Annotated in this window: 16 protein-coding genes; all 16 read right to left on the bottom strand. The window is 65.8% G+C overall.

All coding sequences use genetic code 11. The features are described from left to right. Positions 1 to 207: 207 nt before the first annotated feature. Entirely contained in the window at positions 208 to 915 is a 708-nt protein-coding gene (locus ACP2AV_RS06080) for a DUF2793 domain-containing protein (RefSeq protein ID WP_426371805.1), read from the bottom strand. Beyond that, a complete protein-coding gene (locus tag ACP2AV_RS06075; RefSeq protein ID WP_426371804.1) occupies positions 908 to 4,813 on the bottom strand; it encodes a baseplate multidomain protein megatron in 3,906 nt (1,301 codons plus the stop codon). The genes ACP2AV_RS06080 and ACP2AV_RS06075 overlap by 8 nt, the downstream gene beginning before the upstream one ends. A gap of 3 nt (positions 4,814 to 4,816) precedes the next feature. Then, positions 4,817 to 5,251 carry an NlpC/P60 family protein gene (locus ACP2AV_RS06070; protein ID WP_426371803.1) on the bottom strand — a complete coding sequence of 145 codons (435 nt, stop codon included), beginning with the start codon at positions 5,249 to 5,251 and terminating at the stop codon, positions 4,817 to 4,819. Next, positions 5,248 to 6,135 (bottom strand): DUF2163 domain-containing protein, encoded by an 888-nt coding sequence (locus ACP2AV_RS06065; RefSeq protein ID WP_426371802.1) that lies wholly within the window; start codon positions 6,133 to 6,135, stop codon positions 5,248 to 5,250. The genes ACP2AV_RS06070 and ACP2AV_RS06065 overlap by 4 nt, the downstream gene beginning before the upstream one ends. After that, the gene (locus tag ACP2AV_RS06060; protein WP_426371801.1) at positions 6,135 to 6,767 is read right to left on the bottom strand and encodes a phage distal tail protein, Rcc01695 family; all 633 of its coding nucleotides are present in this window, start codon (positions 6,765 to 6,767) and stop codon (positions 6,135 to 6,137) included. Before ACP2AV_RS06060 ends, ACP2AV_RS06065 begins: the two co-directional genes overlap by 1 nt. A 28-nt stretch (positions 6,768 to 6,795) precedes the next feature. After that, positions 6,796 to 7,458: a phage tail tape measure protein gene (locus ACP2AV_RS06055; RefSeq protein WP_426371800.1), complete on the bottom strand. Its 663-nt coding sequence runs from the start codon at positions 7,456 to 7,458 to the stop codon at positions 6,796 to 6,798. Next, entirely contained in the window at positions 7,446 to 7,670 is a 225-nt protein-coding gene (locus tag ACP2AV_RS06050; RefSeq protein WP_426371799.1) for a rcc01693 family protein, read from the bottom strand. The genes ACP2AV_RS06055 and ACP2AV_RS06050 overlap by 13 nt, the downstream gene beginning before the upstream one ends. Next, positions 7,667 to 7,981: a gene transfer agent family protein gene (locus ACP2AV_RS06045; protein ID WP_426371798.1), complete on the bottom strand. Its 315-nt coding sequence runs from the start codon at positions 7,979 to 7,981 to the stop codon at positions 7,667 to 7,669. The genes ACP2AV_RS06050 and ACP2AV_RS06045 overlap by 4 nt, the downstream gene beginning before the upstream one ends. A 3-nt stretch (positions 7,982 to 7,984) precedes the next feature. Further along, positions 7,985 to 8,398 carry a phage major tail protein, TP901-1 family gene (locus tag ACP2AV_RS06040; RefSeq protein ID WP_426371797.1) on the bottom strand — a complete coding sequence of 138 codons (414 nt, stop codon included), beginning with the start codon at positions 8,396 to 8,398 and terminating at the stop codon, positions 7,985 to 7,987. 20 nt (positions 8,399 to 8,418) lie between these two features. Continuing rightward, the gene (locus tag ACP2AV_RS06035) at positions 8,419 to 8,829 is read right to left on the bottom strand and encodes a DUF3168 domain-containing protein (protein ID WP_426371796.1); all 411 of its coding nucleotides are present in this window, start codon (positions 8,827 to 8,829) and stop codon (positions 8,419 to 8,421) included. Then, complete coding sequence (locus ACP2AV_RS06030; RefSeq protein WP_426371795.1) at positions 8,826 to 9,167, bottom strand: head-tail adaptor protein; 342 nt, start codon at positions 9,165 to 9,167, stop codon at positions 8,826 to 8,828. The genes ACP2AV_RS06035 and ACP2AV_RS06030 overlap by 4 nt, the downstream gene beginning before the upstream one ends. Next, complete coding sequence (locus ACP2AV_RS06025; RefSeq protein WP_426371794.1) at positions 9,167 to 9,763, bottom strand: head-tail connector protein; 597 nt, start codon at positions 9,761 to 9,763, stop codon at positions 9,167 to 9,169. Before ACP2AV_RS06025 ends, ACP2AV_RS06030 begins: the two co-directional genes overlap by 1 nt. 176 nt (positions 9,764 to 9,939) lie before the next feature. Then, positions 9,940 to 11,145, bottom strand: a complete 1,206-nt coding sequence (locus ACP2AV_RS06020) for a phage major capsid protein (protein WP_426371793.1) — start codon at positions 11,143 to 11,145, stop codon at positions 9,940 to 9,942. A 35-nt stretch (positions 11,146 to 11,180) separates the two neighbouring features. Then, positions 11,181 to 11,759, bottom strand: coding sequence for an HK97 family phage prohead protease (locus tag ACP2AV_RS06015; RefSeq protein ID WP_426371792.1), 579 nt, complete (start codon positions 11,757 to 11,759; stop codon positions 11,181 to 11,183). Position 11,760: 1 nt separating this feature from the next. Then, positions 11,761 to 12,957: a phage portal protein gene (locus tag ACP2AV_RS06010; protein ID WP_426371791.1), complete on the bottom strand. Its 1,197-nt coding sequence runs from the start codon at positions 12,955 to 12,957 to the stop codon at positions 11,761 to 11,763. Between the two features lie 276 nt (positions 12,958 to 13,233). Then, on the bottom strand, positions 13,234 to 14,388 hold a 1,155-nt coding region (locus ACP2AV_RS06005; RefSeq protein WP_426371790.1), incomplete at its 5' end, for a DNA-packaging protein.

The raw sequence follows: 14,388 nt of genomic DNA, 5'->3' as shown, positions 1-14,388 counted from the left end.
CGAAGTTTGGGTCGCAATGCATTATTTTATTTTGCAATTTTTCGGTTACGGCCCTCGCCCGCTGACAGGCGGCCCACCATCAACTCAACCATCCGCTTCATTCAGGCCGCCCCGGTCCCCTTCGCAAGTTGGGGCCAGAGACTCAGGCACGCACAGAAAAACGCCCGCAACCGGTGGCGCGGGCGTTTTCGGCAGAGATCGCGTGGATCAGTTCGGGATGGTCAACCGGGCCAGATGCACCGCGACGCGCACCGCGCCGGCAGTGAAACCACCGCCTTCGCCCGTGAACACCAGGTCTTCGTCCGCGTAATAGGTGATCGGCGTGCCGGTCAGCCCGCGCAACCACGACCCCGCCGCCAGGCCCAATCCCGAACCATATCGGTTGTCCGACCCGGCCACGCCGACCCGAAAGCTGGTGGCGGCGCCGGTGATTTGCGTGATTACCCGGCCCGTGACGCCGTAAACGATGGATTGCGCAGGCAACGCCAGCGACAGCGACGACGTGGCCCCAGCCGTCAGGGTATGGTCATATTCGATCACCTCGTGCACGAAGGCCGCCCCATTGGGCGAACTTGCCGCCACACCGCTGACCCAGGCACTGCCGTCGTAGTCGGCGTGGCGGCCTTCATCGGCGATATAGGCGCGAAAGCCAGCCTGGGCCGGCACAAAGGCCCACCCGCCGCTGATGAACAGCGCGATCTGGCCGTCTTGCCCGGCCCAATCGTTCACCGCGCCGACGGGCACGAACCAACAGTCGCCCTCGGCGGCGCTGAGCGGCGGCACGCTTGTGCTGACCGATTGCAACACCAGTTGCACCAGCCCGTCCAGACGCGCGAACGCCTCGTTTACGGTGACATGTTTCTGGGCCTGAGCTGGGGCAACCAGCGGCAGGGAAAGGCGGGATGTATCAGCCATCAAGATCAATCCTTCTGAACAGGCCCGGCCCGAAGCTTTCGGAAATCTGGGCAATTTCAATCGTGTAGGCGCCGCTTATGCCATCGCTGGCTTTCATTGCGGCGTCATAGGTCCATGTGGGTGCGGTGCTGGTGTCTTCGCGCAGCACTGCGTTCGACTGGATCACGCGGATCAGGTAAGCCTCGCTTGCCTCGCCCAGGGGCGCGTCCAGCGCCGCCCAGTTGTCCGCATCAATGCGTGAACGGCGCACCCAGGTCAGGACGGTGTCCGCGCCACTGGAGCGCGCGCGCAGGTGCACGGGCGCCAGTGGGCGCAACCCGATACCGTCAAAGGCCAGGGTGCGATGTTCATAGCTGGGGTCCGAATAGGGCCGCTGCGCCGGACCGATCCGGTAGTTGCGCGCCAGCCCCCGCGCCGAAGACGCCAGATCAAGCTGTTGCAGCGCGCCGTTGATCAGCACCACATAGCTGCCCGCAGGCCAGTCGCCCGTCAGCGCGTCGGTGCCGCCCTGCCCGCGCAGCCGTGTGCGCAGCTCATAGGTTTGATCGCCGACCAGCGCGGCTTCGGCAAATTGCAGCAATTCCCAGTTGTCCGGCGTGCCGTCGCCAATGGCGATCAGGTTTTCGCCGTTAAGCACCGCATCACGCGTGGCCGAAGAAAGCGTGCCACTGATCAGCTTGACCCGCAGCGCAGGCCCGCGGTCCCACAGGCCCGCCGGCGCGGCGTTCAGCGCATTGTCAGTGACCCCGACGGTGGCGGCAACCGACAACAGCCGGTTCAATTCGTACCCCGCGTCCGTCGCCGATCCATAGACCGCGACCGAGCCTGGCCAGGGCCGCGATGTCGCCAGCACATGCGGCGCATGGGGCACTTCGTCGCCGCTGATCAGCGGCAGGTCCAGGAACAGCGGCAGCACCGGGATCGGCGCGGCAAAAGGCCGGATCGTCGGCAGGTCTTCGGTGGCATCGGAGGGCGCGTAGATGCCCGGCTCGACGCGCACTGCCTCGCACAACAGGGCGCCGGCGTTCGTGACATGGTCGATCCGCCAGAGCGACGCACCCGCCCCCGCGTCCAGTTCCACCACGTCCCCCGCGCCCACCGTCAGGCGGGACGGCGGCAGGGCAAATCGGGCCGTGTCGCGGGCGACGCGCGCCTCGTTCAGCCAGCGTTCGGTGATCTGCCGCCCTTCGGCCCGGGTCAGGGCCAGCGGCAATTCCGATTGGGCCACGGTGCGGCTGTCATCGCCGGGGAACACTGCTTCTTCGGCGCGCACGCCATAGTCGGCGTCGGCCTCGACAAAGCTCAGCTGCACGCGGCCCGCCACTTCGGGCGCGGCGGCGCGGCCCAGTTCGACGGCGCTGGCCAATTCGTCACTGACGGCCAGGTTGTCCAGCGTGATCTGCGCGCTGGCCTTGCCGGTCCGGGTGCGAAAGATCATCTTGCCGTCGCGTTCAATCGCCTCGATCCCGTGGGCCAGCATCAGCGGCTGCAAGGCGGCGCGCGCGCTGTCGACATCGCCCACGCTATAGCCGCGCACCAGCCCGTAAAGCTGGGTGGTGTCGATGGCGTCGCCAGGCAGCCCGGACCGGCGGCAGATTTCGCCCACCACGTCCGACAGGGCCCGCGCGTTGGAGCGCCCATTCAGCCAGTGCCCACGCGCATAGTTTTCGCCATCCGACCAGACATCGCCGGCAGCAGGGAACTGCGGATAGGGCCGCCCGTCCCAGGCCCAGACATGGGCGCGGCTCATGTCCAGCATCGGCCCGCCGTATTCATCGGACACCGGATTGTTCGCCGGATCACGCCAGTATTCATGCATCGCACGGATGTACTGCATCTGGATGAAATCATCGCGCCGTCCGGACGAATAGCGCGGCAGCGCGCTTTCGGACGACTTGGGATCGAGGAACTTGTTCGGCTCGTTCGTGCCCTTGTCGATGGCAGCGCAGCCCAGTTCGGTGAACCAGATCGGTTTCGATCCCGGCACCCAATCGGTGGGCGTTTCCATGCGCGCGCCCGCAATGCGTTCGTGATGGTCGTTGGCCCACCAGTTGCGGATGTCCTTGTAGCGCCAGACCCACGGTTCGCCTTCGCCATCGGTGATGGGGGTGCGGATCTGCGCCTCGCGGTGTTCGGGCGCGCCGTAGTACCAATCATACCCCTCGCCGCCTTCGATATTGGCCTTGAGATAGTCCAGGTTATAGATCGACCCATAGTGCGCGTCGGCCTGGTCGTCATCGTCGCGCCAGTCCGACAGGGGCATGTAATTGTCGATGCCGATGAAGTCGATGTTGGCATCGGCCCAGAGCGCATCAAGGTGATAGAGCATCCCGCCTTCGGGCGGTTGATAGCCGAAATATTCCGTCCAGTCCGCAGCATAGCTGATTTTCGCATCCGGCAGGATGGCGCGCACGTCGCTGGCCAGCTGGATGAGTTGAGCCACCGCCGGAAAGCCCGATGCACCGCGGATCTGGGTCAGGCTGCGCATTTCACTGCCGATGCAGAACGCCTCGACCCCGCCTGCGGCGGCGCACAGGTGGGCATAGTGCAAGATCATCCGGCGCAGCGACCATTCGGCGGGGCCGGCATAGTTGACCACCCCGTCCGAAACGGTGAAATCTCCCGGTTGCGCGGTGCCAAAGAAGGCCGCCACTTCAGCGTCGGCGGTGGCACTTTGGTCGGGCGATCCGGGCAGGCCCGGCGCCAGCGATGTGGTGATGCGCCCGCGCCACGGCAAGGGCGGCTGATCAGAGGCGCCTGACCACGGGTCGGTCAGCCCGTTGCCCGCCATCTGGTCCATCAGGATGAACGGATAGAACATCACCGCCTGGCCCGCGTCTTGCAGCGCTTTGATTGCCTGGATAACGGACGCATCGGCGGGCGTGCCGCCATAGATCGAATTGCCTTCGCTGTCGCGCGCGATCAGCGGCGCGGTGGTACGGGTTTCGCCCGACACGCGCCATGGCATCGTATCGCCGTCTTCGCCGGCCTGTTCGACCTTGGGGCGCACACTGCAGGATCCGCAGCGCAGATCGTCGCCGAACCACGACACCACAAGCGAAGTCGAGCCGCACGCGGGCAGCTCTTCGCTGAGCGCCGTGAGCGAGGTGGAAAAATCCGTCATTCCAGACGGCGAATTGAGGTTCGCGGGGCGCTTGACGCCCGGTCCCCCGTCATAGTTCACCGGTTCTGTCGCCAGCGCGTATTCGCCGGTGCCGGGGATCATCGCCACGGCCTGGACCGTGCGCGCGATGTCGCTGGTTTCGGTGCCCGGCTGCGCGGGGCGGAACACCTCAAAGGTGAAATTGGGCACCCGGTTGCCATAGGGCGACAGGTCCAGATCTTCGAACACCACATAGGCGGTGCCGCGATAAGCCGGGGCCATGCCCGCGCCTTCGACGGCTTCGATCTTGGGATCGGGCATCTGCGCGGCGCTGCCTTTATAGACACGGATCGGCAGGTCGGCGGTGGCGATTTCCACCCCGTCCGCCCAGATCCGGCCCACGCGGGTAATCTCGCCCTCGCACAGGGCGATCGCCATCGATACCGAATAGGAATATTCGGTGACGCGTAGACCGGACGGCATGCCTTTGCCACCGCCACCCGAGGTGGAGGTGTGTTCCTGAAAGCGGCTGGCCCAGATCACCTGGCCTGCCATGCGCATCCGGCCATAGACCTGCCCCAGCGGCGCGCCTTCGGACGCCCCGGTCAGGCGCAGACGGTCCAGCCGGCCATGGTCAACGGCTTGCGCGCCGCTGCCCAGAATGCGTTGATCGATCGCGCGGCCCACCATGGCGCCGACAGCCCGGCCCATCACGACCGACGACAGGCCCAGAACGCCCCCGCCGACAGATGCGCCCGCTGCCGCACCGACAGCCGAAAGTACGATGGTCGCCATGGCTCAGACCTCCTGGGTGGGGAATGCGAAACAGGCCGCAATGCGGCGCGCCCAAGGGGCCGACAGGGGGCTTTCGACCACCCCGTGCCCGCTATAGGCATGAATGAAAGTGGGCTGCGGGGCGATTTGCCCCACCACGCCCAGATGTTTGGCCACTGCGCCGCGCGTCATGCGAAACAGGATCACATCGCCCGGCGCGCGCTGCGCCACTGGCTTTTCGCGCAGATGGGTGGCCGCGGCGCGCCAGAGCGCCTCGTCGCCCTGCGGCTCGGACCAGTCGGGGGTATAGGCGGGCACCGCCGTGGGTTCGGCGCCGTGAATCTGGCGCCAGATGCCGCGGATCAGGCCCAGGCAATCACAGCCCGCGCCCTTGCAGCTCATCTGGTGGATATAGGGCGTGCCGATCCAGCCGCGCGCCGCTGTGACAATGACGCTCATTGATCAAGGCTCCCGCCGTCGTTGACGCCGTCGCGGCGCGGAACGGCCATCAGCCAGTCTTCGCCGGGGATATGAGGGAACCCCTGAAAGTTCTCGAAGTTGTTGAATTTCAGCCGGCATGTTTCGGCGCGCTTGTCGCAGCCCGCCACCAGTTTTACGCGATCACCGGGCGCCAGGGTGGCGCGCAGGCTTTCCCATAGCTCGACCTGGCGCGTTGTGCCTTGCGCACGGTCATTCTTGATCGCGCCGCGCAGCCCGGCCGCCGCGCCGGTCTGGACGATCAGCGCGCCGCGCTCGAACCAGCGATCATCGAACCCGTCCAACGCCGAAAATGTCAAAATGCGATCCTCTTGCATCGCATCCACGGCGATTTCAGCAAAATAGCCGATCTGATCGGTGTCAAACCCGCAACGTGCATCGCCCAGAACGGCGGCGCAGGGCTTTTGATAGATCCGCCCCTGCGGCGTGTTCAGCACTTCGGCCAGACCGCGCAATTCGGCCTGAAATGCCGGGCCCTTGCGCACGATTTCGCCAATCGTGCCGCGAAACTGTTCGATGCGCTGGCCCAGATCGGCCCAGTTCACCAGCCAGGCGCGCACTTCGGCCCCGTCGTAACGGCCGGCGCGAATGTCCGCTTCGCTGATCGACACGGATGACAACGCGCCGATCGCTTCGGTGTTGTCCACCGACAGGCCGGTCGATTGTTCCAGCGCCTGCGCCGTCAGCCCGGTGTCGGCCCGGAAGGTCACGCCATCAAAGCTGAGATCCATGTCGTGGTCGGTGAACCCGTGCACCACCCCGTCGCTGCGTGTCACGGCCCAGCACCGGCATGTCGTTGCCAGCCCCGAGGCCATATGTGCCTGAAGAGTATCGATCATAGCCATCAGACCCGCACCTCGACCACGGGCACGCTGGGCACTTCGCCGGCCTGGAACGACGCGACAGACGTGGCGATCCGGTCGGTGTCAAAGCGCACCGGCACGTCGAATTCGAACCCGGCGGTGATCTGCGCGCCGTCGCCGGGCGGGTTGAAAAAGGTGATCACGCCTGCGCTCAGGTCAACCGACCAGTCGACCGCCTCGAACACCTGCGCCCCATCGACGGCCACCAGCACGGTGCCGCTGACGGGTTTCTTGATGGGGCGCTCATAGCGCGCCTCGCCCGAGGCATAGGTCTTGACCAGCTGGAACTGCGTCGCTTCGCCGTTGCCCACGCCGATGATCTGATCGTCATGGGACACCGCCGCGCCGGCACGGCAGCTTTTGTAATCCGACCAGTCCTTCCAGCGGAATCCGTTAACCTGGCCCTGGCGGGCTTCGAAAAACGCGATCAGCGCCTCGATATCTTCGAGCGAGCGCATGCCCAGCCCCGCGTCATAGCGGCGCCGCGAATGGGCCCAGGGCGTGTTGCGCTCTTCGAACCCGTTGGCCAGCGTCACGATTTCAGTGCGCCGTTCGGGGCCGCCGACCGAGCCGAAGCTGAGGTTTGCGGGAAATCTGATGTCGTGGAATGTCATGTCGGGCCCTCCGTGCGTGGTCGTTATGTCAGCGGTTGCGCTGGCCGCGGCCCATCACACGGGCCATTTGCGCTGCGATCTGCGATTGGCTGCGGCGGAAGCCTTCGACATCGGGGGTCGAAACGTTGAACGTCACGTTGACCGCCCCGCCGCCGCCGTCTGCGCGCACGCCAAGCTTGCCGTTCGCGCCGCGGGTCAGTGGCATGATCGCTTCTGGTCCGGCTTCGCCCATCAGGCCCGTGCCGCCGCGCATGGGAAAATGGGTGGGACTGTTGACGATCCCGCCATTGGCAAAGGGCATGACGCGCCCTTGCGTAAAGGCGCCGCCGTTCGCAAAGGGCAGCGCGCCCTGGATGATGCCTTCGACCCCGCCGGCCAGGATCTTGCCGAACTGGCCCGCGACCGGTTTGACGGCCGCGTTATAGGCGGCATCCAGCATCGATTGGCCCACCCCGCGCAGCGCCCCGGCCAGCGTGTCGCCATCCAGCACCAGCCCGTCGATCGCGCGTTTGAGCCCGTTTGAAATGCCGCGATCCAGGACGGCGACTTCGCGCCCTGTGTCGGCAATAGTCGACTGCATGCGCCGCAATTCCTGGTCAAAGGCCGCGGTCATGGCCTGCGCGCCGCCCATGGCGTTTTCAAGCGCTTCGACCTTGTCGTCAAAACTGTCCAGACCGTTCAGGCTGTCCATTTGTCGCTTCCTTTCGTCTCGCTCGCGTCGGGAAAGGCCGCCGCAAGCTCTTCAAGCCGGGTTCGGCCCATCGGGGCGCTGGTCGCGCCCTGGCCGAGCATCATCAACAGTTCTGCCGGGGTGAGCCGCCAGAATTCGTCGGGGCGCAGGCCCAGCCCGCGAAACCCGGCCCGCATCAGAGCGGGCCAGTCGAACCCCTGCGCGCCGCTCATGCGGGCACCGTGAAGGCGCTGGCCAGAAGCGCGCCCGCAACGCGCGCCGCTTCCAGCGGGCCACCTTCAATGTCGGCGGCCAACAGGTCGGCCGCGTCGCCGTCCCATCCCCCCCCGCGCAAGCCCGCCACGATCAGCGCCAGCATGTCGCGGGTGGAATAGGCGCCGCTTTCGTAGCGTTCGACCAGCGCCACCAGAGTGTCGGCGCGCAAGGTCGCTTCCAGCTCGGCCAGCGCGCCCAGGGTCAGCTTGAGCACATGGCGTTTGCCATCCAGCACCAGCGCCACTTCACCTGCGTAGGGGTTCGCCATGGATCACAACGCCGTAAAGGTCAGCGCACCGGCCGACGCCATCGACAGATCATACGTCGCCTCGCCGCTGTGCGATCCGGCATATTCGACCGCCGTGATCATGAACGGGCCTTCGACCACGCCGAAATCGGGGATGATCACCTGGAAATTGGGCACTTCGCCATCAAAGAAGATCTGGCGCGCGCGTTCATCTGTCGTCGCGTCCTTGAACACGCCAGAGCCCGAGATATTCGCGCTTTTCACGCCCGCGCCGCCCAGCAACTCGCGCCAGCCGCCCTGGCTTTCCAGAGAGGTCACATCAACGCTTTCCGCGTTGAAGGAAATCCGCGTGGCGCGCAGCCCTGCGATGGTGTCGAACGATCCCGCGCCGGTCATGTCCAGCTTGATCAGAAGGTCTTTGCCGTTTTGAGCAGCCATGTGCTTGGTCCTTTGGTTAATCAGTTGTCGGTCACATAGGCGCGAAAGCGCAGGTCGATCCGGCGCGATGCGCCATCCTTGACCCGCCGCGCCTTGGCATTCATGAACCAGATCCCCACGCAGGTGCCGCGCGTCAGCGTCAGCGCCGCGCCGGTCAGCACGTCGGACACAGCCGCGGCGACCTCTTTGGCGGTCTGGAAACCGGCCGCGTCGGTTACGACGGACACGGTGAAATCGTGGTTGGCCCCGCTGCCGTCCTTGTCGGAACGGTCTGTCACGTCCTCGGGGCCGAGGCTGACATAGAGCGCTGGCACCGTGCCCGTGGGCGCGGCATCAAAGATGTTTGTCCCGACCAAGGCGGCCAGGGCGCTGTCAGCCGACAGCGCAGAATAGACGCCCGATTGCAGGGCGGCGGCGACACCGTAACTCATCCTGAAACCTCCTCTTCGATGGCGCGGCACACCAAATAACGCCCGCCCGTATCGTGTTCGGCGACCGACACGATGCGCATGACACGCGCGCCGTCGCGAAAGCGCTGTTCGGGCTTGGGCCGCGAGGGCGCGCCATGGGGCGCGGCGCGCACGATCACGCGGAATGGCACCCGCGACACCATCAGGAAATCCTGCGCCGCCTCACTGCCCGATCCGGCCCGCACATCCGCCCACAGCGTGCCAAGCTGGGTCCATGCCTCGGAATATCCGCCCGCGCCATCGGGTGCGCGGCTGGCCTCTTCCAGCGTCAGCTTGCGGGTCAGGTGCACGCCCCCCATCAGCCCCGCCCCCCGAACAGACGCACCTGGCGATAGCGTTCCAGCAGCGCATTCACCCCAAAGGGGACCGCCTGCGCGTCGATGCCGGTTTCGCTGCGATGATCGTAATAATGCGCGCTGAGCAAAAAGGCCGCCTGCCCCAGATCGGCAGGAATGTCCGACCACGCAGGGCCGTACCCGGCGGTAAAGTCGATCTCGGCGCTGCCCGCCACGGGGATCGTCGGCAACACCAGCGACGTGGCGACCAGGCGCGGGCGGTGGGTGTCAGGTTCCAGCCGATAGCGGGCGGTATCAATCGTGGTTTCAACGCCCAGCCGGTCAGTGATTTTCAGCGCCGTGATCGCGCTGACCGGGGCCACGGGCAGCACCTGTGCGCCCAGATCGCGCCAGGCGGTCAGGGACCAGGCAAAGTCGCGCTCTAGCAGGATCTTGCCCGTGCGCGCCTCGATGGCGGACAGAGCCGCGCGCAGGTATGTCTCGAGCACCGCATCCTGTACGCCGTCATCGGCAAACCCTGTCCCCAGGCGCAGGTGATCTTTGAATTGGGCGACCGGTAGCGCCGTGCTGGGCACTGTGGTCTGCTCGATCAACATCATCAGTCTTCTCCAAGCTCCAGCTCCCTCCGTCGGGAAGATGGGTGCACACCTCCCGCGCACTCAGACGGAGGGGGAGCAGCTAGAAACGCGAGGACGGACCAAAGCCCGAGCGGCGCGCACCCATCCCCGCCCTTCCCGGTCCGCAGACACGGGTCGGGCGGGTTATCTCGGTGCGCTTAGGCGACCGAGAATTTCAGCAGCTTGATCGCTGCAAAGTCGCTGACGTCGCCGCCCACGCGCTTGGTGGCGTAGAACAGGACGTGCGGCTTGGCGCTGAAGGGATCGCGCAGGATGCGCAGGTCGGGGCGCTCGGCCACGGTGTAGCCGGCAGCGAAATCACCAAAAGCGATCGCGGCAGCGTCCGAGGCGATGTCGGGCATGTCTTCGGCAACCAGCACCGGATAGCCCATCAGGCGCGCAGGTTCACCCGCGGCCAGACCGTCGGACCACAAGAAACGGCCGTCGGCATCTTTCAGCTTGCGCACGGCGCCGGCAGTTTTCGAATTCATCACGAACGTGCCGTTGGCGCGGTACTGGGCGCCCAGGGCATAGACCAGTTCGACGATCGCGTCGGCAGGCGATGCACCGTCAAACCCGCCATCGGTGCCCGTGGCAACATAGCCCAGCGATCCCCAGGACCAGTTGTCATTGGCGACCTGTGCGTGGAACAGGATGCCCTTGGGCTTGTCGACGCCGTCACCGTTGATAAAGGCCGAGGCTTCGGACCGCGAGAATTTGTCCGCGATGCGCCCCGCAAGCCAGCTTTCGATGTCGAACGCGCTGTCGTCCAGCAGGCGCTGGCTGGCCTTGGGCAGGGCCGACAGTTCGTAGAGCGGGATCGAAATGCGTTCGATCGTCGGGGTGTCGGTTTCGGCCAGCGCGCCGGATTCGTTCACCCAGCCCGCGCCCACGTCGGTGCTGTCGATCAGCACGTCATACGAGGTCGCTTCGACATTCACCACATTGGCGATCTGGCGGATCGACGCGGTGGATTTCAGGACCGACTTGACCGTTTCGGCGGTCTGCTGGTCGACCAGATAGCCGCCATCGCCGTTCACGGATGTCGCCATCGACTTGCCGTCTAGGTCAAGGCCGCGCAGGCCGTCATCGTCGCCGCTGCGCACATAAGCTTCGAACGCTTTCTGATGCGGCGCCTCAACGTCGGCGCTGGTGGCAAGGGCCGGACGGCCGGGGGTGTAAGACTTACGATCAAGCATGGTCAGTCGCTCTTCCTGGTTTTGGATTTCTGATTTCACTTCGGCCTTGAAGGCCCTGAGGTCGTTGACGAATCCGGCAAGCGCGCCTTTCAGATCGGCTGCCGGACCCTGGGCCGCATCGGACATGCCCGTGGCGACCCGAGCCTTTGTCTCGGTATTGCTCATTGATTGATCCTGCTGTTTGAGGTCAGGTCGCCAGCTCAGGTGTCGTCCTGGGCCAGCTGGTCAGAGGCGCCCCGCAAGGCCGCCGCCAGATCACGCATCCATTCGCCCGCAAACTCGGGCGTGTCGCCCTTTTGCTGCTGGCCAAGGCGCGCATCAGGAAGCATCGGAAAAGTCACCAGCGACACTTCCCAAAGCTCCAGCTCGGACAAGAGCCGCCGGCCCTTGCCATCCTTTTCGGCGCGCTTGGTGCGATAGCCGATCGACAGCCCGTCAATCGCCCCCGCCGCAATCAGCGCCGCCGCTTCGCGGCCCTTCTCGACTTCGGTCAGAAGGCGCCCTTTGACATAGAGACCGCGCGCGTCCTCGCGCACCTCGTCCCAGATCCCGATCGGCTGGGCCGGGTCATGCTGCCAGAGCATCTTGACCTGCCGCCCCCCCGTCGCCAGCCGTTTCAGCGACGCGCCATACGCCCCCGCTTTGACGATGTCACCGCCCTGATCGACGCGGCCGAACAGACTGGCATAGCCGTCGATCAGCACCCCGTCGGTCACGGTCAGCTCGTCGCCCAGACGGGCGAACTTATGCTCAAGCCCGGTGTCTAAAATATCAGGCATATCAGTCCCTTTCATCCGCATCTTCATCCTCTTGCAGCGGCGGTAGGCCCAGCATGGCCCGCTTTTCACCGACGCTCAGGAAATCGGCGCCCGCCACCCGCGCCCAATGCGCGTCGCGTTCGGCTGCCAGCGCCGGCACCTGGTCCAGATCGGGTTTCAGCGTCATTTCTTCGCCGATGTGTTCGGACAGCCAGTGGCCCATCGCCCCGCTCAGCTTGGACACCAGCGGCAAAACGGTCAGCCGGTAAAAGGCGCGGTTGGCCTCTTGGTAGTTGGCGTAGGTCGCATCACCCTGGATCCCCAGCAGCATCGGCGGCACGCCGAAGGCCAGCGCGATTTCGCGGGCGGCGGCATCCTTGGTTTTCTGGAATTCCATGTCCGACGGGCTGAACCCCATCGGTTTCCAATCCAACCCGCCCTCCAGCAGCATCGGGCGGCCTGCATTGCGCGCGCCCATGTGCGACGTTTCCATTTCCGCCAGCAGCCGGTCGTATTGGTCGGGGGTCAGCGTCCCTGTCCCGTCAGAGCCCTGATAGACGATCGCGCCCGAGGGCCGTGCGGCATTGTCCAGCAGCGCCTTGGACCAGCGGCTGGCGCTGTTGTGCACGTCAATCGCACTGGCTGCGGCCTGCATCGGCGACAGACCATAGTGATCGTCCTGCGGGTGGAACGCCTTGAGGTGACAGATTGGCGAGGGCATCCCTTCGACCAGGGCAAAACGGTGTTTGCGATTGCCGACCGAATAGTCGTAGGCGACGGGCCAACCATCAGCGCCGGGCACCACCGCCATGCGGTCCGAGCGCAGCACATGCAACTCGCGCAGGGCGCCGGCGTCATCGGCCACGGCTTCGACATATCCATTGCCCGACAGCAGAATCTGGCCGTAAAGCGATTCCATCAGCTCGGCGCGGCCCTGCATCGGGTTCGGACGGGCGATCAGGCTGACCAGCGGGTGCACGTCGAAGCGGGTTTCGGCGTTCTGCAACACCAGCGGCAGGGCGGCAGCGGCTTCGGCGATCAACTTGACCGAGCGAAAGCCAACCGGGTTGCCGGCAAAACCGGTGCGGGTCAGGCTGACGGTGTCGCGCGGGCTCCAGGCGACGCGGCCCGAATTGGCATAGGCGATCACGGGGCCGGTCGCCGACGCCTTGGTCTCGGCCGGGGCACTGTCACCGCGTCGCAGGAAGTCGAATACCATTGTTCAAGAGCTCCTTCGTGCCATCGTTCAAACCCGGGATCCGCCCGGGCGGGCCGCTCCGCCGAACGCAAAGCTGCGGGCAGAGGGCAAAATTCTGTCTCGGTCTCATGGGTGTGCCGCGGAAAGCCGGTGGCCTGCGTGGCGTGAAAACAGGTATAGCCGCAAAGGCTTAAAGCCGCTTTAGGCCACCGCGCGTTGCGTGGGCACAAACCCATGCGAACAAAGCAAAAAGCCCCGCCTGTTCGGACGGGGCTTTTGGTGGTGTGATGGGCCGCCTCAGGCGGTGCGGATGCGCGGGCCGTTGCCCTGCGCCCGATTGAGAAGCAAATCAGTGATCGCCCAGACCAACGCATCGACCCGGTCCGGGCTGCCCTTGCCCTCAAAACCCGCGCGGGTCATCTGGCACATCTGTTCTTCCAGTTTCTCAAGCGAGCGCAGATGGCGCACCTTGCCCTGTTCATAGAGCCCGGCCACCGGTTCGGCCCGCGCGGCCTTGCCCTTGTGCGCGCGCACAGCGGTATAGCTGGCCAGCGGGTCGATCTGGCGGATCATCTGTTCGACCAGCGCGCCGCCCTGGTTCACCTCGGCCACGATACGGTCGGCGTTGTGGCGCCGGGCGGCGTCCACCGCGGCCTGCGCCCAGCTCAGCGGGCTGGCCGATTCCACCGTGGCATCTTCAAGCACCACCGCGCGCCAGTCGCCCCTGTCGTCGGGCAGCTGCGCCCCGACCACGACGATCCCGCAGGCGTCCGAACGCTCATGCCCGGTGACCGGCGGATCGACCGCAACCACGATCCGATCCAGCGCGGGGGCGGCATCGATGCGGATCGCGTCCAGGTCGGCCGGGGCCCAGAAAGCGCCTTCGATCTCGTCGGTCAACATGCCCTCCAGTTCCTGCTTGCCCAACTGGGTGCCCGCATAGCGCGCTTCGACCTCGGCCAGAAAACTGGGGGCCAGATTGGCCGCGTTGGCATGGGTGGGCGCGTGAGTCATCACCGTGCTTGGCAGGTTCAGCACCCGCTTGAGCAGCGGCTGAGGGCGCGGCGTCGTGGTGATGACCTGCTGCGGCGCATCGCCCAGACGCAGAGCGAATTGCAGCATGTCCCAGGTGTCATCGGCCTTTTTCCATTTGGCCAGTTCGTCCACCCAGGCCGCGTCGAACTGCGGGCCGCGCAGAGCTTCGGGATCGCTGGCGGAAAAAATCCGCGCCTCGGCCCCGTTGGGCCAGACCAGCCGTTTGCGCGTGGCCTGCCATTCGGGGCGACGGTCGGGGGGCGAACAGGCCAGGATGCCACTTTCGCCAAAAATCATGACGTCGCGCGCCTGATCCAGCGTTTCGTTGACCAGCGCCACGCGGCGGGCACGCCCCTTGGCCAGCGGCGTCGACCCTTCGACCATTGTGCGCACCCATTCGGCCCCGGCGCGGGTCTT

The sequence above is a fragment of the Aliiroseovarius sp. PTFE2010 genome, assembly GCF_049943335.1.
Taxonomy (GTDB): Bacteria; Pseudomonadota; Alphaproteobacteria; order Rhodobacterales; family Rhodobacteraceae; genus JBNFVY01.
This window is presented reverse-complemented; position numbering and strand designations above follow the sequence as displayed.